We start from the raw sequence: 20,797 nt of genomic DNA, 5'->3' as shown, positions 1-20,797 counted from the left end.
TGGCGGGAACATCGACGGCGCGATAGGCTCCAATCGGGCAGGCAGCGACAGGGAACACGGGCCACAAGCTCCTGCCACCCCGCTTGGTGACGCCGCGCACCCCGCGCTTCAGCACCTTCATGCTGCCGTGTCGTGGCGGCGTCATTCGAGCCGCAGCGAGACTGAAACGGAGATTGCCATGAGCACCGTCGCCCGCTTCCAGATCGATCACGTCCGCTTCCTCGACCCCCAGGGCGAAGTCCTCGCCCCGCTTCCCGATCTCGCGCACGACGCCGCGGCACTGCTGCCCCTTTACCGTGCGATGTACCTGACGCGCACCTTCGATGCGAAGGCGATCGCACTGCAGCGCACCGGCAAGCTCGGCACCTTCGCCTCTGCCCTCGGCCAGGAGGCGATCGGCGTCGGCGTGGCAAGCGCGATGCTGCCCGAGGACGTGCTGTTTCCGTCCTACCGCGAACACGCGGCGCAGTTGCTGCGCGGCGTGACCATGACCGAGAGCCTGCGCTACTGGGGCGGTGACGAGCGCGGCAGCGACTTCGCCGGCCCGCGCAACGACTTCCCGATCTGCGTGCCGATCGCCACCCAGGTTTGCCACGCCGCGGGCGCCGCCTATGCATTCAAGCTCAGGCGCGAGGCGCGTGTGGCGGTGTGCTTTCTCGGCGACGGCGCGAGCTCGAAGGGCGACTTCTACGAAGGCATGAACTTCGCCGCGGTGTGGCAGGCGCCGCTGGTCCTGATCGTCAGCAACAACCAATGGGCGATCTCGGTGCCGCGCAGCGCGCAGACGGCCTCGGCGACGCTGGCGCAAAAGGCGATCGCCGCCGGCATCGAGGCCTGTCAGGTCGATGGCAACGACGTCGTCGCGGTACGCCACGTCGCCCAGCAGGCGATCGACAAGGCACGCGCCGGCGGCGGGCCGAGCGTCATCGAGGCGCTGACCTACCGCCTCGGCGACCACACCACCGCCGATGACGCCTCGCGCTACCGCGATCCGGCACTGGTGCAGGAACAATGGTCGTTCGAGCCGCTCACCCGGTTGCGCAACCACCTGCTACGCCTCGGCGCCTGGGGCAAGGAGCAGGAGGAGGCGCTCGCCCACGACTGCACTGAGGCGGTCAATGCCGCGGTCGAGGACTACCTCGCCACCCCGCCACCGCAGACGGCCGCCATGTTCGAGCACCTGCACGCCGAGCTGCCCAAGGCCTTCGAAGCGCAGCGCGAGATGGCGCTGCACTTCGCCCCACCGAGCGGAGGCGATCATGGCTGAGATCAATCTTGTCGAGGCGGTCAACCTGGCCCTCGGCCGTGAAATGGAGAACGACCCGGCGGTCGTGCTGCTCGGTGAAGACATCGGCGCCAACGGCGGCGTGTTTCGCGCCACCGTCGGCCTGCAGCAGCGCTTCGGGGCCGAACGCGTGATCGACACGCCGCTGGCCGAGACCGCCATCGCCGGCACCGCGATCGGCATGGCGGCGATGGGGCTCAAGCCGGTGGCCGAGATCCAGTTCTCGGGCTTCCTGTACCCGGCGCTCGATCACCTCATCAACCACGCTGCGCGCCTGCGCAATCGCACCCGCGGCCGCCTCGCCTGCCCGATGGTGTTGCGCACGCCCTGCGGCGGCGGCATCCATGCGCCCGAGCACCACTCCGAAAGCCCGGAGGCGCTGCTTGCCCACACGCCGGGCCTGCGCGTGGTCGTGCCCTCCTCCCCGGCACGCGCCTACGGCCTGCTGCTGGCGGCGATCCGCGACCCCGACCCGGTGATGTTCCTCGAGCCGACCCGTCTCTACCGCCTGTTCCGCCAGCCGGTCGAGGACGATGGCGAGGCCTTGCCGCTCGATGTCTGCTTCACCCTGCGCAGCGGCAGCGACCTCACCCTGGTGAGCTGGGGCGCGATGCTGCACGAGACCCAGGCCGCGGCCGACGCGCTGGCGGCAGAGGGCATCAGCGCCGAAGTGATCGACGTCGCCACCCTCAAGCCGCTCGACATGCCGACCATCCTGGAGTCGGTGGCGCGCACCGGGCGCTGCGTGATCGTGCACGAGGCGGCCCGCAGCGCCGGCCTGGGCGCCGAGATCGCTGCCAATCTCGCCGAGGAAGGGCTGTACTCGCTGCTCGCGCCGGTGCAGCGGGTCACCGGCTACGACACGGTGATGCCACTGTCGCGCCTCGAGTACCAGTACCTGCCGAGCGTCGAACGCATCGTCGCCGCGGCCAGAAAGACCCTGGAGGGATCATGAAGATCTTCAAGCTGCCCGACCTGGGCGAAGGCCTGCAGGAAGCCGAAGTCGTCGAATGGCACGTCAAGGCCGGCGACGAGATCGCCGCCGACCAGCCGCTGGTGTCGGTGGAGACGGCCAAGGCGATCGTCGAGATCCCCTCCCCCTATGCCGGCCGCGTGGCGACGCTGTACTGCGAGGCCGGCAAGGTGGTGCACGTGGGCGCCCCTCTGGTCGGCTTCGAGGGCGCGGGCGAAGAGGCCGACAGCGGCACCGTGGTCGGCGAGGTGCAGGTCGGCAGCGAGGTGAAGGCCGAAGCGCCCGCCGCCGTCAGCCACGCCGGCGCCGCCATCCGTGCGACGCCGGCGGTGCGCGCGCTGGCCCGCCAGCTCAATGTCGAGCTCGAGATGGTGACCCCCTCCGGCCCGGATGGCGTCATCACCACCGCCGACATCAAGCGCGTGGCGAAGATCCTGTCCGAGGTGGGCCCGGCCGAGATCCTGCGCGGCGTGCGCCGGGCGATGGCGCAGAACATGACCCTGGCGCAGAACGAAGTCGCCGCCGCCACCGTCATCGACGACGCCGACATCCAGGCCTGGGCGCCCGACGCCGACATCACCATCCGCCTGATCCGCGCGCTGGTGGCCGGCTGCCGCGCCGAGCCCGCGCTCAACGCCTGGTACGAGAGCCACAACATGGGCCGCCGCCTGGTCAGCCGCATCGACGTCGGCATCGCGCTCGACCTGCCCGAAGGCCTGTTCGTGCCGGTGCTGCGCGACGTCGCCCAGCGCGACGCTGCCGACCTGCGCGCCGGCCTCGAGCGCATGCGCGCCGACGTGCTCGCGCGCAAGATTCCGGCCGAGGAGCTGCGCGGCAACACGATCACGCTGTCGAACTTCGGCATGATCGGCGGCAAGTACGCCTCGCCCATCGTGCTGCCGCCCACGGTCGCCATCCTCGGCGCAGGACGGGTGCACGAACAGGTGTTGCCGGTCGATGGCAAGCCCGCCGTACGCCGCGTGCTGCCGCTGAGCCTGTCCTTCGACCACCGCGTGGTCACCGGCGGCGAGGCGGCACGCTTCCTGAAGGCGGTGATCGAGGACCTCCAACAAGCGTCCTGAAGCGGGCCTGCGGCCTACACGGCGATGGCCCGCCGTGCGTCGAGGAAGGCCTCGAGCTCGGCCAGCGCCAAGGGGCGGCTGAACAGGTAGCCCTGGTAGATACGACAGCCTTGCTCGGCGAGGAAGGCGCGCTGCTCGTCGCTTTCCACGCCCTCGGCGACCACGCCCAGGCCCAGGTTGTCGGCGAGCACGATGATCATGCGCGCGATGGCCGCGTCGTTGGGGTCGATCAGGATGTCGCGCACGAAACCCTGGTCGATCTTCAGCTGCTCCAGCGGCAGGCGCTTGAGGTAGGCGAGCGAGGAATAGCCGGTGCCGAAGTCGTCGAGCGAGAAGCCAACCCCGCGCGCCTTGAGCGCATCCATCTTGGCCCCGACCCTGTCGATATCGGTAACGAGCGAGCTCTCGGTCAGTTCCAGCTCAAGGCGGGCCGGATTCGCCCCCGAGTGCTCGAGCGCGTTCAACACTTCGGCAACGAAGTCTTCCTGCCTGAACTGGCGCGCGCTGACATTGACGGCGATCTTGAGCTGCGCACGCCGGGGGTCCCATGCCCAGGCCGCCAGTTGTGCGCAGGCCGTCTCGAGCACCCAGCGCCCCAGCGGCAGGATAAGACCGCTCTCCTCGGCCAGCGGGATGAACTCGCCGGGCGGGATCACGCCGCGCTCGGGATGGCGCCAGCGCACCAGGGCCTCCACGCCGATCACCGTACCGTCAGCGGCGATCTGGGGCTGGTATTGCAGCAGGAACTGCTGCTTTTCCATCGCCTCCCACAGGCCGGCCTCCACCGCGGCCCGCGCGCTCACCTCGGCCTGCATCTTCGGATCGAAGAAGCGCAGCGCATTGCGCCCGGCGAGCTTGGCCTGATACATCGCCATGTCGGCGCGCTTGAGCGGCTCCTCGACGCGCTCGCCCGGGTGGTCGCCGAACAGCGTCACGCCCACGCTGGCAGAGACCCGATGCTCGGAGCTGCCGAGCTCGAAGCGCTTGTGCAGGGCCTGCAGGATCTTGCTGCCGATCGCTTCGGCATGGTGGCTCGCCTCCGTGCCATCGCCGCCCAGATCCTGCAGCATGACGACAAACTCATCGCCGCCCAAGCGGGCCACGGTGTCGTCCCGGCGCACGCAGTGGATGAGGATGGCCGCGACCTGCTCGAGCAGGCGATCGCCCTCGGCGTGGCCCACGGTGTCGTTGACGGCCTTGAAGTTGTCGAGATCGATGAACAGCAAGGCACCCTTGCTCCCGTCACGCGCACAGGCCTCGAGCGCAAACTCGAGCCGCTCCATCAACAGGCGGCGGTTGGGCAGGCCGGTCAGGGGGTCGAAGTAGGCGAGCCGCCTGACCTCGGCCTCGGACGACTTACGCGCCGTGATGTCGCGCGCTGAATTGAACAGCACCGTCTTGCCATCGACCTCGAGCGGAAAGGCGCTGATCTCGACCGGCAGCACGCTGCCATCCTTGCGCCGATAGGCCGACTCGAAGGTGTGGACCTCACTCGACGCGAGCAGGCGCGACAGCCCCTCGCGCAAGGCCTGCTCGGGGTAGTACGCATCCCATTGCGACACGTTCATGCCGATGATGTCGCCGTGCGCGTAACCGAGCATGCGGCAGAAGGCATCGCTGGCCTCGACCACGTTGCCATCCCCATCCATGATGTGGATGCCGTCGCTCGCGTTTTGCAGCAGGATGCGGCTGCGCTGGTTGGCGCGCGCGTTGGCATTGACCAGGCGCCACAGCAGCCCGCCCGCCAGCACCGTGACCGCAAGGAACAACATCCACAGCAGCATTGCCTTGCGCACATCCTCGTGCCATTGCGTCAGGTAGTCCTTCTCGCCCCAGCCGAGGACGACGAAAGCCGGCATGCGCTCGAGCCTGCGGTAGGCATTGATGCGCGTGACGCCGTCCGCGGTGCGCGTGCTGTAGAACGATTGCGCCGGCACCCCGGAGGCGACGATGTCGCTCAGTTCCTGCGAACCGCCACGGCTGCCGATCGCCCCCGCAGGCGAGTCCAGCACCGGCCAGCGCGCGATCATCACCATGTCCTGGTCGCGTATCAGCGCAATGCCGTGCGGCCCCAACCGGAGGCCCGACAACAGTTCCTGAAAATAGGCGGCGGATACCGCCGCCACGACAATGCCTGCAAAGCGGCCATCGGGCGCGTTGTAGCGCCGCGAGAACACGACGACCCAGGTTTCGGCGACCCGGCCATAGATCAGCTTACTCGCCCGTGTGCGGCCATCGTCCTTCTCACGGTGCTCGATGAAGAAGTCACGGTTGGAAGCGTTCACCTTCGTTTCCGGGGTCACGCCGTGACCGAGCACCACCGCCCCGGAGGCATCCGTGACCCGAATCTCGGCCGGCTGCGACAGCCAGCCCCCATGCTCGGCAATCAGATCGCTCATCGCGCCGCCGACAAGCGGCCGCCCTTCGCGCAGCTCATGCTCGAGGTGGACCTGCAACTCGCGCAACAGCAGCTCAATCTCCCGCACCGAAGCGGTCACGCTCTGGTCGAGCAGCAGCGCCATGTTCTCGACGGTGGTGCGCACCTCCTGCTCCTTGCGCTCCTTCGCGGCTGACAGCGCATACGCCAGCAGGCCCCCGATGAAGGCATTGAGCCCCAGCACGGTGGCGATCAAGGCCAGGAAAACCGTCTTCTTGTTCTGATGCATAGGTCCGCCGGACGAAGGTGGGGGGCGATGACGTTCGGTTCGTCTTCGATCCAGCCTGGATGTTAACTGCGCCGGGCCGCTCGCTTCCAGTGATTCCGCGTGTCTCGCGGGCGCCCCGCGCAAGGCCGGCACTTACTACTTACTGCCCGGGCCACAAACCCGACTGCAGCCCACGGCGGCCTGCCGTTATAATGCGCGGTTTCCCAGATCGAGCCGGAGCCCTCACCATGGAAGCCGAACGCCAGAACGCCCTCGCCGAGAAACTCGCCGACCTCGCCGCCCGCGGTCGCGAACTACGGAGGTATCTTTGACTACGACGAGAAAGCATCGAAGCTCGAGGAAGTAAACCGCGCACTGGAAGACCCTGCGGTGTGGAACAACGCCGAGCGCGCCCAGGAACTCGGCAAGGAAAAGCGCCAGCTCGAAGATGTCGTGCTGACGCTGCAGAAGATCGATGCGCAGTCGCGCGAGCTCAAGGACCTGTATGAGCTCGCCGAGGCGGAGGACGACGACGACACCTTCGAGGCTGTCGAGGCCGACCTCGTCGAGCTGCAGGACGCGATCGAGAAGCTCGAGTTCCGCCGCATGTTCAGCAACCCGATGGACCCCAACAACTGCTTCATCGAGATCCAGGCCGGCGCCGGCGGCACCGAGGCCCAGGACTGGGCCGGCATGCTCGAGCGCATGTACCTGCGCTACGGCGAGAAGAAAGGCTTCAACGTCGAGCTGATGGAAGAGACCGAGGGCGAGGTCGCCGGCATCAAGAACTGCACGATCAAGTTCAGCGGCGACTACGCCTACGGCTACCTGCGTACCGAGACCGGCATCCATCGCCTGGTGCGCAAGTCGCCCTTCGACTCCAACGCCCGCCGCCACACCAGCTTCACCTCGGTGTTCGTCTATCCGGAGGTCGACGACTCGATCGAGATCGAGATCAACCCCGCCGACCTGCGCATCGACACCTACCGCGCCTCGGGCGCCGGCGGCCAGCACATCAACAAGACCGACTCGGCGGTGCGCATCACGCATGAGCCCACCGGCATCGTCGTGCAGTGCCAGAACGACCGCTCGCAGCACAAGAACAAGGCCGAAGCCATGTCCATGCTGCGCGCCCGACTGTACGAGGCCGAGCTGCGCAAGCGCCAGTCCGAGCAGCAGAAGCTGGAAGACTCCAAGAGCGACATCGGCTGGGGTCACCAGATCCGCAGCTACGTGCTCGACCAGTCGCGCATCAAGGATCTGCGTACCAACTACGAAGTCGGCAACACCCAGGCCGTGCTCGACGGCGACCTCGACGACTTCATCGCGGCGAGCCTCAAGCAGGGCGTCTGAGGTTTGACCGAGCCCTTCCTCTCCGACTTCCTGGCGCACGGCGTCGACGCCGACGAAGTGCCCGAGCTGGCCGCGCTCAGCTCGGCGCGGCCGCTGCTCGACGCCTTCATCACGCTGTTCCGCGGCACCGAAGCCGAGGTGCTGATGCGCCTGCTGGTGCTGCGCGAGATCGGCCGCGAGGCAGACTCGCCGCGCTGGTCGCCCGAGGCGCTGCGCGCGCGCTTCACCTATCTCGACCCGGTCAAGCTCGAGACGGTGCTGAAGCGCCTGCGTGACAACGGCCTGCTCGCCATCGGCGAGGACGGCCACTACGCGTTCTCCGACGTCGGCCGCAACGCCGTCGCAGCGATCGCGATGCTGCTGCGCTTCGGCGAGGAAGAGGACGCCGAGCTGGGCTTTCTCACCGCCCAGCTCGCCGGCCTGCAGGCGGTGGGCAGCATCACGCCCGAAGCCCTCGGCCATCTGCTGTCCAAGCTCAACGACCTCAGCTGGCACTTCGAGGAAGCGATCGCCTCCGGATCGGAGTTCCGCATCCTCGACGCCCGCCGCCGCTTGTCGGCCAACGGGCGCTGGCTCGAGCGCGGCACCGACATCCTCAACAAGCTGCTCGCCGACCCCGAGGTCGATTTCGACATCGCCCGCATCGCGCAGCGCATCGGCCTGGCGCAGTCGCGCCTGGCACGGGTCGATGCGTCCTTCCAGCGCGCGCTGAACAAGATCGAGGCGCAGCGGGTGACGCTCGGCGGCTCGGGCATTTCCTCGTCCGACGTCGCTGCCTGGCTGCGCAGCCTCGACGCAAGCGTCCTTGCCGGCCTGGCGGGTGACAGCTTCGCCGCGGTGCCTGAGCTGGCGCTGCTGGCCGGCGGCCACGAACTGCTCGATCGCGCCGAGGCGATGCTCGAAGGCGAGGCCACCGCCGCCGAATCGTCGGCCGGCCTGCCGCCACCCGACGAGGCTGCCTCGGATGTCGCCCTGCAGGCCGAGGACCTGCGCCTGCTCGAGCACTTCACCCACCGCCTCGCGGCCCTGCCCGCGCCCCAGCCGCTGCATCAGGTCGTCGCCGGCGGCGGTTTCGCCCCCGCCAGCTATCGCCTGTCGCTGCTCGCGCTGCTGGCCGACGGTGCCGAAGCCGGCCCCGAAGACGGTCCGGTCGGCAACCTCATGCGGCTGCCGGTGGAGGTCGACTTCGGCGACCGCCTGACCGCGGTCGGCGCGGACGAAATCGCCGCGATGACGCTGGGCGAAGTGCGCCCGCGCATGCCCGCCACCGCCACCGCCCCCGTCTCCACCCTACAGCCCCAGGCGGCGGGCTGAGCCCGCCGCCGACACGCCGCGCCCCTCATGGAACACGAACTCAAGACCCTCACCGCGCGCCTGCTCGCGCAGCGCTGGCTGCCGCGCACCGACCGCCTGGTGCGGCGCGCGCTGGTGGACGAGACCTTTCGCCTCGAGCTCGACCGTCGCCTGGCCGAGGTCGGCCTGCGCCTGCTCGACAACCCCTACGCCGCCCACATCGGTGTCGCGCTGCAGCCCGAACTGGCCGAGCCGGTGTTCGGCGCCGGGCGCGAATACGCGGCCAGCAACCTCGGCCTGAACCGCGACGAAGTCGCCCTGCTGGTGATCATCTGGTCGCTGATCGTGCTGCCCAAGCGCGAGCGCCAGGTCACCCGGCGCGAGCTGGTCGATGATGGCCAGACCGACCTCTTCGGCGGCGACAAGCCGGTCGCGCACGGCGAGTCGGTGTCCGGCACGCTCACCGAGGCCTCGCTGATCGCCGACTTCGGCCCGCGCCTGGGCGGACGCACCAAGGTGCGCAACTTCATGCTCGGCAAGCTCGTCCGCCTCGGCTTCATTGAGCGCCGCAACGGCCTGATCAGCGAGGGCCCGCTGCTGGATCTGGCGCTCGACTACCGGGTGATGGCCGACCGCATCATCCACGGCACCCTGGGCGAAGTGCTCGCCGCCGCCGGCCACCCGCTGCCCGACGCCAATGCCTTCGCCCAGGCCGACAGGCTTCCCGACGAAGCCGACGACGAAGAGGAGGCGCGCTGAGCCATGGCCCTGCCCGTCATCGACCCCGCGCGCTACGAGGCACAGCTCGCTGCCAAGCTCGACCGCTACCGCGCCGACTTCGCCGCCTTCGACCTGCCCGAACCCGCAGTCTTCCGCTCCGCGCCGCTGCACTACCGGCTGCGCGCCGAGTTCCGCCTGTGGCACCACGACGGCCGCGTCGACTACGCGATGTTCGACAGCGCCGACCCGAAGCAGCCCATCCTGCTCGAGACCTTCCCCGCCGCCGCCGAGCCGATCGACCGCCTGATGCCTCGCCTGCGCGACGCGCTCCAGGCCAGCGAAGCGCTGCGGCGCAAGATCTTCCAGGTCGAGTTCCTCGCCACGCTGAGCGGCGAATGCCTGGTGAGCCTGGTCTACCACCGCCCGCTCGACGAGGCCTGGCAGGCCGCGGCGCGCGCACTCGCCGCCGCGCTCGACATCCAGCTCATCGGCCGCAGCCGCAAGCAGAAGATCGTGCTCGGGCGCGACTGGGTGCAGGAGGTGCTGGAGGTCGACGGCCTTCGCCTGCGCTACCAGCAGTTCGAGGGCAGCTTCACCCAGCCCAACGGCGGGGTGAACCAGCACATGCTGACCTGGGCGCGGGCGCAGGCAAAGGCGGTGGGCGCAAGCCCGCAAGGCCCGGGCGACCTGCTCGAGCTCTACTGCGGCAACGGCAACTTCACCGTGGCGCTGGCGCCGCTGTTCGGCCGCGTGCTCGCCACCGAGATGAGCAAGACCTCGGTGCGCGCCGCCCACACCAACCTTGCCGACAACGGCGTCTCCAACGTCACCCTGGTGCGCATGGCGAGCGAGGAGATCAGCGACGCGCTCGCCGGCGGGCGCGAATACCGCCGCATGGCGGGCGTGGACCTGGCCGGCTATCGCTTTTCCACGCTCTTCGTCGACCCGCCGCGCGCCGGCCTCGACGACGGCACGGTCGCGCTGGCGAAGGGCTTCGACCACATCCTCTACATCTCCTGCAACCCGGAGACCCTGCGCGACAACGTCGCCGCCCTGGCCGCCACCCACCGCATCGCCGCGGCGGCGGCCTTCGACCAGTTCCCCTACACCCATCACCTCGAGTGCGGGCTGCTTCTGCAGCGGCGCTGAGCCTCACCGCGACCCAGGCCCATGTTCCACATCAAGACCCTCGAGCTCGTCCACTGGGACTTCTGGCGCCGCTTCGCGCTGCCGCTGGACGCCCAGATCATCACCATCGTCGGCCCCAACGGCTCGGGCAAGACCACCCTGCTCGACGCCCTGCGCACCCTGTTCGCGCTGCGCTGCTCGGGCAAGCGCGACTTTCGCCGCTACGTGCGTCGTGCCGAGCGCAGCTTCGCCTGGATCCGCGCGGTGGTCGCCAACCTGCCGGGCAGCACCGGCAAGCGACCCTTCTTCCCCTGCCTGGCCGACGAGGTCACGCTCGCCTGCCGCATCCGCAAGGCCGGCGGCGACTGGATCCGCGACTACGCCATCGTCGATGGCAACCTGCCGATCGAGGCGCTCGAGCAGACCAACGACTGGATCGGCCTGCGCGACTACCAGAACCGGCTGGCCTGGGGCGGGCTGACGCCGGCGATCACCAAGGTGCTGGCGCTGGAACAGGGCGACACCGACAAGCTTTGCGAGTACTCGCCCAAGGCCTTGCTCGAACTGGTGTTCGACGTCTTCGGTGACAAGGAGGTGCTGGACAACTACCAGGCCGCGCGCGAGGAGCAGAAATCCGCCGAGCGCGAACTCGGCGAGCTGGGCATCGACCTCGACCGCCTCAAGACCCAGGCCGAGGAGAAGAAGGCCGAGGCCAACCGCTTCCTGGAATGGAAGCAGCTCGCCGACGAGATCCAGGCGCTGGAAGCCGACATCGTGCCGCGCCTGGAGGTGGCCGAGCTCGAACGCGAGATCGCCACCGAGCGCGAGGCCTTGCAGCGCGTCGGCCACGAGCGCAGCGACAAGCTGGTCGAGCAGCGCGAGTCGCGCCAGTGTCTGGAGATCGTGCGTGCCGAGCAGAGCGCCGCCCAGGCCGAGCGCAAGCGCCTCAAGGACGCCGATAGCGCCACCGAGCAACGCTACCTGGCCGCGCACGACCGCGTGCGCGACCTGGAGAAGCTGCTCGCCGAACGCGACGTGCTGCGCGCCCAGCTCGCCAGCGAGCATGGCGCCGACGCCGTGGCACTGGAAAAGGAGCACGAGGACGCCGACACCGCGCTTGCCGGCCTGCGCCGCAAGGAACGCGAACTGCTCGCGGCCTTCGAGGACAGGACCGACACCTTGCGCGGCGAGCGCAACCGCGCCGGGCCGCCGGGCGACGCCGAAGTCGCACGCTTCCGCGTCAAGCTGAGCGCCGAAGGCATCGCCCACCGCAGCCTCGCCGAGGTGGTGGAGGTGACCGACCCCGCCTGGCAGGCCGCCCTCGAAGCCATCCTGCGCCCCTACCGCCACCTGATCCTGCTCGAGCGCGAAAGCGACCGCCACGCCGCCTGGGCGCTCGGCGAGCGCGAACGCTTCCGCCACTTCATCGTACCGGAGCGCGAGACCGCGCCGCCGCCGCGCAGCATGAGCCTGGCCGAGGTGGTCGAGTTCGGCGCCGCGGTACCGCGCTGGCTCACCGACCTGCTGAACCGCATCCGTCGCGTCGACGACGCCGAGGCCGCGCGGGATCTCCCGCGCGAGCAGGAATGGATCACCCGCGACGGCTACCATCGCGAACGCCGTGGCGCCCGCCACCTCGGCCGGCCACAGGAATTCCACTTCGGCGAGCTCGCCCGCCAGTCGCGCATCGCCGCCCTGCAGGACGAGATCGCCGGACTGGACAAGCAGCTCCAGGCCCTGCGCCCCAGGCTCGACGCCGCCGCGGCCCGGCTCACCGCGATCCGCCAGCGCCTGCTCGGCCTGCAGTCTGCGCAACTGCTCGCCGCCAAGGCCGAGACTTACGCCAGCGCCGAGGCCGAGCTGCCCGCCGCGCGCAAGGCGCTCACCGAAGCGATCGCCGAACGCAGCGAGACCCGCGGCGAGATCGACCACCTAGCCGAAAGGCTCAACGGCATCCAGATCGAACTCGATCGACGCAACCGCGAACTCAAGGCGGTCGAGCTGCGCCTGGCCGACATCGCCCGCGAGCACGGCCCGCGCCGCCACGCCCAGGCCGAACGCATCATGAAGCTGCGCCGCTGCCGGCGCGGCATGGCGGCGCACTGGCTGGACGCCAGCGAACTCGCGCTGCTCGCCGACAAGTACGGCGACGCCCGCGGCGCCCGCCTGCAGCTCGAGCGCCTGCGCCGCCACCTCGACGAGGGCGACTGGATCACCGACCCCGCGGTGCTGGTCGTGCGCGACCGCCTCGCCGCCGACGTCGCCGTGCGCGAGCGCGACTACCTCAACCGCCAGGGCTACTGCACCACCGCCCGCCTGCACACCGACAACGCGCGCGCCGCCTACATCGCCAAGCTGCGCGCCACCGTGCGCCAGTACGCGAAGAACCTGAAGGCGCTCGGCGAGCTCGCCAACGTCAGCGTGGACTGCCCCACCCCGCACCTGGAAAACGACGACCTCTCGCTCGCCCAGGCGGGGCTGGAGGTGCGCTTCGACTTCGACCGCAAGGGTGCGGTGGGCCTGAACGACGGCGAGGCCTCCGGCGGCCAGCAGGTCATGAAGTCGCTGATCCTGCTGATCGGCCTGCTGATGGACGAGGCGCGCCCGGGCGGTTTCGTCTTCATCGACGAGCCCTTCGCACACCTGGACGTCGCCAACATCGACCGCGTCGGCACCTTCCTGCGCGCCACCCGCGCCCAGTACCTGATCACCACCCCGGTCACCCACAACGCCAACGTCTTCGCCCCGGCGCAGCTGACGCTGGTCACGCGCAAGAAGCAGCCGGGCAGCGACTGGGCGCCGCCGATCGGGGTGCTGCAGCGGGCGGTGGATTGAGGTTGCGAGGATGAGCGCGGAAGAGATCGCTTGGAGCGCACCCGATGAGCGTGGCATCTCCACCGCCGTGCTCGGCAAGGCCACTGCATCGAGTCTGCGTGGACGCCGCCTGCGCCGCGCGCTTCGCGTCCAGCCCACGGACACCGAGGTCTGGCCAGCGGCGTGGCGCCGCCTCGCCGCCCAGTGGCTCAAGGTCGCCATCAGCGCCGATACCCGGTTGCAGTGGGAAAGCCTGCTGCGCAAGGCCGGCGCCGAAGGCGCAAACAGCGCGCTGGCGCTGCATGAACACCTGCTCATGCACGGTCAGGTGGAGTTCGAGGAAGCACGCGACCACAGCGGCTGGACGCTGAAACGCATCCGCTTCACCGATCCGGTGGGGCTGCGCCAACGGCTGCGTCTGGCCGAGCCGGATGCAGACCTGCGGGCCTGGCAGCTACGGCGCGAAGCGCTCGACTACGCGGCACCCGATCTGCTAGCGGCCGCCCGCGACCTCGACACCTGCGCGCCGAAAACCGCGCTCGCGCGGGCCGATCTGCTCGACGCGCTGGCGCGCTGGCGCGATGAAGCGCGCGCGGCGGGTGCGCCGCGTGCCGGCACGCGGCGGGACTTCTCGCTGTTCGCGCGCGGCGACACGAAGGCCATTACCGATGCCGACTGGGCCTGGCTCGAAGCGCGCTTCGACCTCGCCGCCGACGGCATCGTTGCCCACGCGCCGCTGATGCTGCTGCGCGCTTCATTTGCAGCGCATACGCTGACAGGTTCCCTGGAGCTGGATGCAGTGCCTGCCTTCGTCGGGGTGCCTCCGGCCGTGATTCATGCGCTCACCCGGATCGAGCCGGCTCCCCGCCGCTGGCGACTGGTCGAGAATCGCACGGTGTTCGACCGCCTCGCCGCCACCCTGTCGCCCGAGGAGGCGCTCGTCTGGCTGCCGGGCTATCCGCCGGGCTGGTGGCTACGGGCCATGCAGCACCTGCTGCACCTCGCACCTGCCCCGGCGCAGATCGCCTGCGACCCCGACCCGGACGGTGTCGCCATCGCCTTGCTCGCCGCGGCGCCATGGGAAGGGGGCGGTCTGGCGTGGACGCCCGACAGCATGGATGCAGATGCCCTAGATCGCCTTCCTGCCAAGCGCGAACTCTCTCCACGAGACCTCGCCCTGCTCGATCGTCTGCTGCAGCAAGCGCTACCACCCGCCCTCACTGGCCTGCTCGAGGCCATGCGCGCAACCGGGCAGAAGGGTGAGCAGGAGGGCCTGTTCTGAACGGCCACGCCCCTTCCCCGACAAGTTCGCTCAGCGCTCCAGCAGCGCCTCCGCCGGCACGCCGACGCGGACGTTGCCCCAGTGGCGGCCGCCGACGCTGATCGGCATGGCGATGTCGCACAGCACCTCGCCGGTGTCGCGCAGGTAGGTCTGCAGCAGCATCGGCTCGGTGTTGCGGGCGGCGCGCAGTTCGGGCGGGCGCTCGAACTTGCGGCAGGTGCGGTTGCCGCTCAGATCCTGCGCGGGATCGCCGGTCAGCGGCTTGGAGAACTTGCTGTTGTGCGCCGACAGGTAGCTGTCGGTGTTCACCGCCACGGCAAAGGCTGCGCCGCGCGCGGCGGCGAGCGACTCGTCAAGGATGGACTGGCAGCGGCGGGTGAATTCGTCGCCCCAGCTCACCTTGAACTTCTGCGGATGGGTGCCGGCGACCGGACGGTAGCTGCGGTCGAAGACATCGACGCGCGCATCGGCCATCGCATGCAGTTCGGCCTGGATGCGATCGCGGAAGATGCGGGTCTGGTTCACCACCGTGTCGAAGGCGCCGCTGCCGATCTTGAAGCGCGACACCATCTCCTGCACGGCCTCGGTGGCCTTGGCGAGCTCCTGTGTGCGCCGCTCGCAATCGACCATCTCCTGCACGACAGTTCCCGACAGATCGTGGATGGCAGTGACATTGGCATGAACATGGGCGTTGGTGTCGGTCAGCGACTCCATGCCGGCAGCGATGTGGATGAGCTGCTCGCTGGTGCGCTCGAATTCACCCACCATGTGGTTGAACTGGTCGGCCGAGTTGGCGACGACGACGCGCGTCTGCATCACATCGACGTTGATCACCTCGTTTTCGGCGCGCGTGTCGCCCACCAGCTCGAGCATGCCGTTGATGTTGCCGACGATCTCCTGGGTGGCCTTGTTGACGCGCTCGGCGAGTTTGCGCACCTCGTCGGCGACCACGGCGAAGCCGCGCCCGGCCTCGCCCGCACGCGCCGCCTCGATGGCCGCATTGAGTGCGAGCAGGTTGGTCTGGTCGGCAATCTCGCGGATCAGCGAGGCGATCTGCTTGACGCTCTCCGAGCGCTGCGACAGGTCGTCGACGGTGTGGTTGAAGCGCTGCAGCTTCTCGCCGACGGCGTTGATCTTGACCTCGATGTTCTGCACCTCGCCCAGGGACTGACGGGCGATCTCGAGGTTGCGCCGGGTGGACGCATCGATCTCGCGCGCATTGAGCGACACCTCGCCGATAGCGGCGGTCGAGCGCGTGCTGGCGTCGAACACGGTCTCGGTCATCTCGCCCTGCTGGCGCGCATCGCGCGCCGAGGTCTCGACACCGAGCTTGACCTGCACCGCCTCGCGCGCAATGCGCACGCTCATCTGGCGCACCTTGCCGATGATCTCGCGCATCTTCCCGGCGAAGCGGTTGTAGCTGGCGGCAAGCTCGCGCAACTCGTCATGCGTGGTCAGCGGCAGGTCGCGCGAGAAGTCACCCTCGCCCCGCGAGATCTCGTCGAAGATTCCGGTGATGACGCGGATCGGGCGCACGATCAGGTGTCGCAGGTAGAGGATCTGGCCCACCATCACCACAAGCACCAGCACGGACAGCCCAAGCATCGCGTAGAGCCCGCCATCGAAGATCCCGGCCACGGCGGCCGCGGTGTGTGCCGGGACCTCGCCCGCCTGCAGCGCGGCCTCGATGCCGGCGCGCTGAAAGTGCCAGACCAGCAGGTAGCCGAGATTGAAGACGAACAGCAGCAACAGGCTGAAGAGCTTCTTGGTCAGCGAGTTCCAGAACGTCTTCTCGATGGTTTCGTACAGCTCCCTGAAGGTGCTCATGGGGCATTCCCGTGTGAAGGCGACAACGATTGGGCTGTTATCGGTCCCCAGCTTGAGTACTTTAGGCCACGATTCTCCAGTCCGCCGGAACGGCCGGCGGGGCCCGCCGGCCGCAGTGATCCGCATCCAGAATTGCCCAGCCCTGCAGGCCCTGCCACAATTACGCCTTTCGCGCGGCACACGCCCTCCGCGCCCGCGCCATTTCCCCTCGAATCGAAATCGCCACCATGTCCGAGCAGACCAACACCCCGCCCGTGGATGAAAACCACCTGATCGCCGAGCGCCGCGAAAAACTCGCCGCCTGGCGCGCCAGTGGCCGCGCCTTCCCCAACGACTTCTCGCGCGAGAACACCGCCGGCAAGCTCGACGAACTGTACGGCGACAAGGAGCCCGAGGCGCTCGAGGCGACACCGGTCGAGGTGAAGGTAGCCGGCCGCATCATGCTCAAGCGCGTGATGGGCAAGGCCAGCTTCATCACCATCCAGGACCTGTCGGGCCGCATCCAGCTCTACGTGCAGCGTGACGGCGTGGGCGAGGAGGTGTATGCCGACTTCAAGACCTGGGATATCGGCGACATCGTCGGCTGCGTCGGCACCGTGTTCAAGACCAAGACCGGCGAGCTCACCGTCAAGGCGGCCGAGATCCGCCTGCTGACCAAGAGCCTGCGTCCGCTGCCGGACAAGTTCCACGGCCTCACCGACGTCGAGCAGAAGTACCGCCAGCGCTACGTCGACATGATCATGAACGAGCAGACACGCTTCACCTTCGTGGCGCGCAGCCGCATCGTGCAGTCGATCCGCAACTACATGACCGGCCACGGCTTCCTCGAGGTCGAGACGCCGATGATGCACCCGATTCCCGGCGGCGCGACGGCCAAGCCCTTCACCACCCACCACAACGCCCTCGACATGGAGCTGTTCCTGCGCATCGCGCCCGAGCTCTACCTCAAGCGCCTGGTGGTCGGTGGCTTCGAGAAGGTGTTCGAGGTCAACCGCAACTTCCGCAACGAGGGCCTGTCGCCGCGCCACAACCCAGAATTCACCATGATGGAGTTCTACGAGGCGTATGCGGACTACCGCAGCCTGATGAACTTCACCGAGGGCCTCATCCGCCAGGCCGCACGCGAGGCGCTCGGCACCGAGTCCTTCGTCTATCAGGGTCGCGAGCTCGACCTGTCCCGTCCCTTCCACCGCCTCACCATCGTCGAGGCGATCCGCAAGTACCACCCGGGCTTCAGCCTCGAGCAACTGGCCGACGCCGAGTGGCTGAAGGAAAAGATCGTCGCCTTCGGCGAGAAGGTGAAGCCGGGCGGCCTCGGCAGCCTGCAGCTGCAGCTGTTCGAGGCCTGCGCCGAGGCCGAGCTGTGGGAGCCGACCTTCATCATCGACTACCCGGTCGAGGTCTCGCCGCTCGCGCGTGCCTCGGACACCAACCCCGAGATCACCGAGCGCTTCGAGCTCTTCATCGTCGGCCGCGAGATCGCCAACGGCTTCTCCGAGCTCAACGATGCCGAAGATCAGGCAGCGCGCTTCCTCGCCCAAGTCCAGGCCAAGGACGCCGGCGACGAAGAGGCCATGTACTTCGATGCCGACTACATCCGCGCGCTCGAATACGGCCTGCCCCCGACCGGCGGCTGCGGCATCGGCATCGACCGTCTGGTGATGCTGCTCACCGACGCCCCTTCGATCCGCGACGTCATCCTGTTCCCGCAGATGCGCAAGGAATGAGCGCCTGAGCGCGCTGCCTGCCTGCGGTTCCCGCCCGATTGCCACCGGCGCCCCCGCTCATGAGCCGGGGCGCCGGCGGCCGCCTCCGTCCAACTGCCTCGTGCCGCCATGGATACCGTCCAGATCGTCGTCCTCGCCATTCTCCAGGGCCTCACCGAGTTCCTGCCGATCTCGAGCTCGGCGCACCTGATCCTGTTCCCGCGCCTTGCCGGCTGGGAAGACCAGGGCCTGGCCTTCGACGTGGCGGTGCACCTGGGCACCCTCGTTGCCGTGCTGTGGTACTTCCGCGACGAGATCATCGCCATGACGCGGGACTGGACGGCGTCGCTGCTTCGACGCCAGCGCGTGGGCGACAGTCGGTTGGCGTGGGCGGTCATCCTCGGCACCATCCCGGTCGGACTGGCCGGGCTGCTGCTCAAGGGCTTCGTCGAACAGGAGCTGCGCTCGCCGCTGATCATCGCGTGGACGACGATCGGCTTCGGCCTGCTGCTCTGGGTGGCAGACCGCCACTGCCGCACGGTCGAACGTCCGCGCAGCGAGCACGCGCTCACCCGCCGCGACATCGTGCTCATCGGCTGCGCGCAAGCCCTCGCCCTCATCCCGGGCACCTCGCGCTCCGGGGTCACGATGACCACCGGCCTGCTGTTCGGCTTGTCGCGCTCGGGCGCGGCGCGCTTCTCGTTCCTGCTGTCGATCCCGGTCATCGTGCTGGCCGGCGGCCTGAGCGCACTCGACCTGATCAGGGAAGAGCACGTCGTGAGCTGGTCGGCGATGGCCATGGGGGCGCTGCTCTCCGCGCTCAGCGCCTATCTGTGCATCCACCTCTTCCTGAAGCTCCTCGACCGCGTCGGCATGCTGCCCTTCGTCCTCTACCGGCTTGCCCTCGGCGCCCTCCTGCTGGTGCTGTTCTGGGGCCAGTGAGGTGAGCCCCGCGTCGACGCCCTTCATGGCGCTCGCCTGCCCACTCGACGGCGCCGCGCTGGCACGCCGCGACGGCTGCTGGCAGTGCGCGGCGGGTCATACCTTCGACATCGCCAGCCAGGGCTACGTGAATCTGCTTCCGGTCCAGCACAAGCGCTCGCGCGATCCTGGCGACAGCAAGGAGATGGTCGTCGCCCGGCGGCGTTTCCTCGAGGCTGGCCATTACCAGCCGATCGCGGACGCGATCAGCGCCGCCACCCTGGACGCCGCCACCCTCAACGCCCCCGCTCAGGCCGGCCCGCTGGCCTGCCTCGACGCCGGCTGCGGCGAGGGCTATTACCTGCGCGCGCTGGCCGCGGAAGGCGCGGCCAGCGCGTTGAGCCTGATCGGGCTCGACATCTCCAAATGGGCCGTCCTCGCCGCGGCAAGGAAGGACGGCGACGCCACCTGGGTGGTGGGCAGCAATGCGCGGCTGCCGATCCTGTCGGCAACCCTCGACCGCGTGCTGTGCCTGTTCGGTTTTCCGGTGCACGCCGAGTTCGCGCGCGTGCTCAAGCCGGGCGGCGTGCTGCTGCAGCTCGATGCCGGCCCCGCGCACCTGCGCGCCTTGCGCCAGATCATCTATCCGCAGCTCAAGGCCGAGCGCGCCACCGAGCTCGGGCCGCCCGCCGGTTTCGAATTGCTCGACAGCAGCACGCTGCAGTTCGACTTCGAAGTCGGCAGCCAGGCGGCCATCGCCGACCTGCTGACGATGACGCCCCACCTCTACCGCACCAGCCCTGCGGGCCGCGAACGCGCGGCCGCGCTCACCCGGATCGCGCTTGGCGCCGATGTCCGCCTGACCCGCTACCGGCGGATCGCCGCCGCCTGATCGGGCACGCCCGGCGCACCGCACGCTCGTTCGGCGCGCAGTTCGGCCAGCGCCTCGCGCAGGTTCCTGAGCTCGGCCATCACCTGCTCGTGCTCGCTCGCCACCAGTTCGCGCGTCTCTTCCTGCTCGGCGTGGTCGCTGGTGTTCATCGCATCGACGACGATGGCGATGAACAGGTTGAGCACGGCAAAGGTGGTCGTCAGGATGAAGACCACGAAGAACAGCCAGGCCAGCGGGTGCACCTCCATCACCGGACGCACGATGCCCATCGACCACGACTCCAGCGTCATGACCTGAAACAGCGTGTAGAAGGACGCGCCGATGCTGCCGAACCACTCGGGAAAGTCGCCGGCGAAGAGCTTGGTCGCCATCACCGCCGACACATAGAACACCAGCAGCAACAGGGTCAGCACCGAGCTCATGCCGGGGATGGCGCGCAGCAGCGCATTGACCACCTTGCGCATCGAGGGCACGACCGAGATCAGGCGCAGCGCACGCAGGATGCGCAGGGCACGCAGCACCGACACCCCCTCGCCCACCGGCAGCAGGGTCACGCCGACGATCAGGAAGTCGAACACATTCCAGCCGCTGCGAAAGAAGTTGTGTCGATACACGATCAGCTTGAGCACGATCTCGACCACGAAGATGGCCAGCGCAAGCCGATCGAGCACGAGCAGCAGGCCACCAGCGGCGGCCATCACCGACGGCGAGGTCTCGAGACCGAGCGTGATCGCGTTGACGACGATCACCGCGATGATGAAATTCTGGAAGCGGGCGGATTCGACGAGAGCGTTGAGTGCGGGCATGGGTCAATACAGGCTGATCAAATTGGCCGGCGCGCAAGCTACCATTACGCGCTTGTAAAAACCACCTCGC

15 protein-coding genes are annotated in these 20,797 nt (G+C 68.8%); 12 read left to right on the top strand and 3 right to left on the bottom strand.

The annotated features are described in order from the left end of the window. Positions 1 to 178 precede the first annotated feature (178 nt). Genes pdhA through PLC66_RS10940 form a run of 3 tightly spaced genes read left to right on the top strand, consistent with a single transcriptional unit; the run spans position 179 to position 3,340 of the window. Positions 179 to 1,267: a pyruvate dehydrogenase (acetyl-transferring) E1 component subunit alpha gene (gene pdhA, locus PLC66_RS10950; RefSeq protein WP_324540272.1), complete on the top strand. Its 1,089-nt coding sequence runs from the start codon at positions 179 to 181 to the stop codon at positions 1,265 to 1,267. Continuing rightward, on the top strand, positions 1,260 to 2,240 hold the full coding sequence (locus PLC66_RS10945; RefSeq protein WP_324540271.1) for an alpha-ketoacid dehydrogenase subunit beta: 981 nt from the start codon (positions 1,260 to 1,262) through the stop codon (positions 2,238 to 2,240). Before pdhA ends, PLC66_RS10945 begins: the two co-directional genes overlap by 8 nt. After that, positions 2,237 to 3,340: a dihydrolipoamide acetyltransferase family protein gene (locus PLC66_RS10940; protein ID WP_324540269.1), complete on the top strand. Its 1,104-nt coding sequence runs from the start codon at positions 2,237 to 2,239 to the stop codon at positions 3,338 to 3,340. The genes PLC66_RS10945 and PLC66_RS10940 overlap by 4 nt, the downstream gene beginning before the upstream one ends. A gap of 14 nt (positions 3,341 to 3,354) precedes the next feature. Here the strand turns inward: PLC66_RS10940 and PLC66_RS10935 are convergent, their stop codons facing one another. Beyond that, positions 3,355 to 6,006, bottom strand: a complete 2,652-nt coding sequence (locus PLC66_RS10935; protein ID WP_324540267.1) for a bifunctional diguanylate cyclase/phosphodiesterase — start codon at positions 6,004 to 6,006, stop codon at positions 3,355 to 3,357. Positions 6,007 to 6,233: 227 nt separating this feature from the next. Here PLC66_RS10935 and prfB point away from each other — a divergent pair. The 6 genes from prfB (at position 6,234) to PLC66_RS10905 (ending at position 14,575) form a co-directional block, all read left to right on the top strand. Next, a protein-coding gene (gene prfB / locus PLC66_RS10930; RefSeq protein ID WP_324540265.1) for a peptide chain release factor 2 occupies positions 6,234 to 7,338 on the top strand; the annotation gives its coding sequence in 2 pieces (ribosomal slippage) (positions 6,234 to 6,314 and positions 6,316 to 7,338; 1,104 coding nt in all). Between the two features lie 3 nt (positions 7,339 to 7,341). Further along, positions 7,342 to 8,652 carry a hypothetical protein gene (locus PLC66_RS10925; protein ID WP_324540264.1) on the top strand — a complete coding sequence of 437 codons (1,311 nt, stop codon included), beginning with the start codon at positions 7,342 to 7,344 and terminating at the stop codon, positions 8,650 to 8,652. A 27-nt stretch (positions 8,653 to 8,679) separates the two neighbouring features. Beyond that, positions 8,680 to 9,390, top strand: a complete 711-nt coding sequence (locus PLC66_RS10920; RefSeq protein WP_324540261.1) for a hypothetical protein — start codon at positions 8,680 to 8,682, stop codon at positions 9,388 to 9,390. A 3-nt stretch (positions 9,391 to 9,393) separates the two neighbouring features. After that, entirely contained in the window at positions 9,394 to 10,500 is a 1,107-nt protein-coding gene (gene trmA, locus PLC66_RS10915) for a tRNA (uridine(54)-C5)-methyltransferase TrmA (RefSeq protein WP_324540259.1), read from the top strand. 21 nt (positions 10,501 to 10,521) lie between these two features. Continuing rightward, positions 10,522 to 13,314, top strand: coding sequence for an AAA family ATPase (locus PLC66_RS10910; protein ID WP_324540257.1), 2,793 nt, complete (start codon positions 10,522 to 10,524; stop codon positions 13,312 to 13,314). 10 nt (positions 13,315 to 13,324) lie between these two features. Further along, positions 13,325 to 14,575: a toprim domain-containing protein gene (locus tag PLC66_RS10905; RefSeq protein WP_324540255.1), complete on the top strand. Its 1,251-nt coding sequence runs from the start codon at positions 13,325 to 13,327 to the stop codon at positions 14,573 to 14,575. Positions 14,576 to 14,605: 30 nt separating this feature from the next. On the opposite strand, the gene PLC66_RS10900 is transcribed toward PLC66_RS10905, so the two are convergent. Beyond that, positions 14,606 to 16,402, bottom strand: a complete 1,797-nt coding sequence (locus PLC66_RS10900; RefSeq protein WP_324540253.1) for a methyl-accepting chemotaxis protein — start codon at positions 16,400 to 16,402, stop codon at positions 14,606 to 14,608. A 227-nt stretch (positions 16,403 to 16,629) separates the two neighbouring features. Here PLC66_RS10900 and lysS point away from each other — a divergent pair, with 227 nt between their 5' ends. The 3 genes from lysS to PLC66_RS10885 all read left to right on the top strand — a co-directional run bounded on the left by lysS (position 16,630) and on the right by PLC66_RS10885 (position 19,921). After that, complete coding sequence (lysS, locus tag PLC66_RS10895; protein WP_324540251.1) at positions 16,630 to 18,129, top strand: lysine--tRNA ligase; 1,500 nt, start codon at positions 16,630 to 16,632, stop codon at positions 18,127 to 18,129. 108 nt (positions 18,130 to 18,237) lie between these two features. Further along, a complete protein-coding gene (locus tag PLC66_RS10890) occupies positions 18,238 to 19,050 on the top strand; it encodes an undecaprenyl-diphosphate phosphatase (RefSeq protein ID WP_324540249.1) in 813 nt (270 codons plus the stop codon). 1 nt (position 19,051) lies between these two features. Then, complete coding sequence (locus PLC66_RS10885; RefSeq protein ID WP_324540247.1) at positions 19,052 to 19,921, top strand: putative RNA methyltransferase; 870 nt, start codon at positions 19,052 to 19,054, stop codon at positions 19,919 to 19,921. Here PLC66_RS10885 and PLC66_RS10880 read toward each other — a convergent pair. Further along, positions 19,897 to 20,727, bottom strand: coding sequence for an ion transporter (locus PLC66_RS10880; RefSeq protein ID WP_324540245.1), 831 nt, complete (start codon positions 20,725 to 20,727; stop codon positions 19,897 to 19,899). The genes PLC66_RS10885 and PLC66_RS10880 overlap by 25 nt on opposite strands. Positions 20,728 to 20,797: the final 70 nt, after the last annotated feature.

The sequence above is a fragment of the Thauera sp. genome, from assembly GCF_035444905.1.
GTDB lineage: Bacteria > Pseudomonadota > Gammaproteobacteria > Burkholderiales > Rhodocyclaceae > Thauera.
Note: the sequence above shows the minus strand (reverse complement) of the source record. Positions and strands in the feature narration are given on the sequence as shown.

Excerpts from the sequence above, each read along its gene's own strand:
- PLC66_RS10905 (WP_324540255.1), top strand. The coding sequence starts at position 13,325 with ATGAGCGCGGAAGAGATCGCTTGGAGCGCACCCGATGAGCGTGGCATC.
- PLC66_RS10890 (WP_324540249.1), top strand. The coding sequence starts at position 18,238 with ATGGATACCGTCCAGATCGTCGTCCTCGCCATTCTCCAGGGCCTCACC.
- PLC66_RS10945 (WP_324540271.1), top strand. The coding sequence starts at position 1,260 with ATGGCTGAGATCAATCTTGTCGAGGCGGTCAACCTGGCCCTCGGCCGT.
- pdhA (WP_324540272.1), top strand. The coding sequence starts at position 179 with ATGAGCACCGTCGCCCGCTTCCAGATCGATCACGTCCGCTTCCTCGAC.
- lysS (WP_324540251.1), top strand. The coding sequence starts at position 16,630 with ATGTCCGAGCAGACCAACACCCCGCCCGTGGATGAAAACCACCTGATC.
- trmA (WP_324540259.1), top strand. The coding sequence starts at position 9,394 with ATGGCCCTGCCCGTCATCGACCCCGCGCGCTACGAGGCACAGCTCGCT.
- PLC66_RS10940 (WP_324540269.1), top strand. The coding sequence starts at position 2,237 with ATGAAGATCTTCAAGCTGCCCGACCTGGGCGAAGGCCTGCAGGAAGCC.
- PLC66_RS10900 (WP_324540253.1), bottom strand. The coding sequence starts at position 16,402 with ATGAGCACCTTCAGGGAGCTGTACGAAACCATCGAGAAGACGTTCTGG.
- PLC66_RS10910 (WP_324540257.1), top strand. The coding sequence starts at position 10,522 with ATGTTCCACATCAAGACCCTCGAGCTCGTCCACTGGGACTTCTGGCGC.
- PLC66_RS10920 (WP_324540261.1), top strand. The coding sequence starts at position 8,680 with ATGGAACACGAACTCAAGACCCTCACCGCGCGCCTGCTCGCGCAGCGC.
- PLC66_RS10880 (WP_324540245.1), bottom strand. The coding sequence starts at position 20,727 with ATGCCCGCACTCAACGCTCTCGTCGAATCCGCCCGCTTCCAGAATTTC.
- PLC66_RS10935 (WP_324540267.1), bottom strand. The coding sequence starts at position 6,006 with ATGCATCAGAACAAGAAGACGGTTTTCCTGGCCTTGATCGCCACCGTG.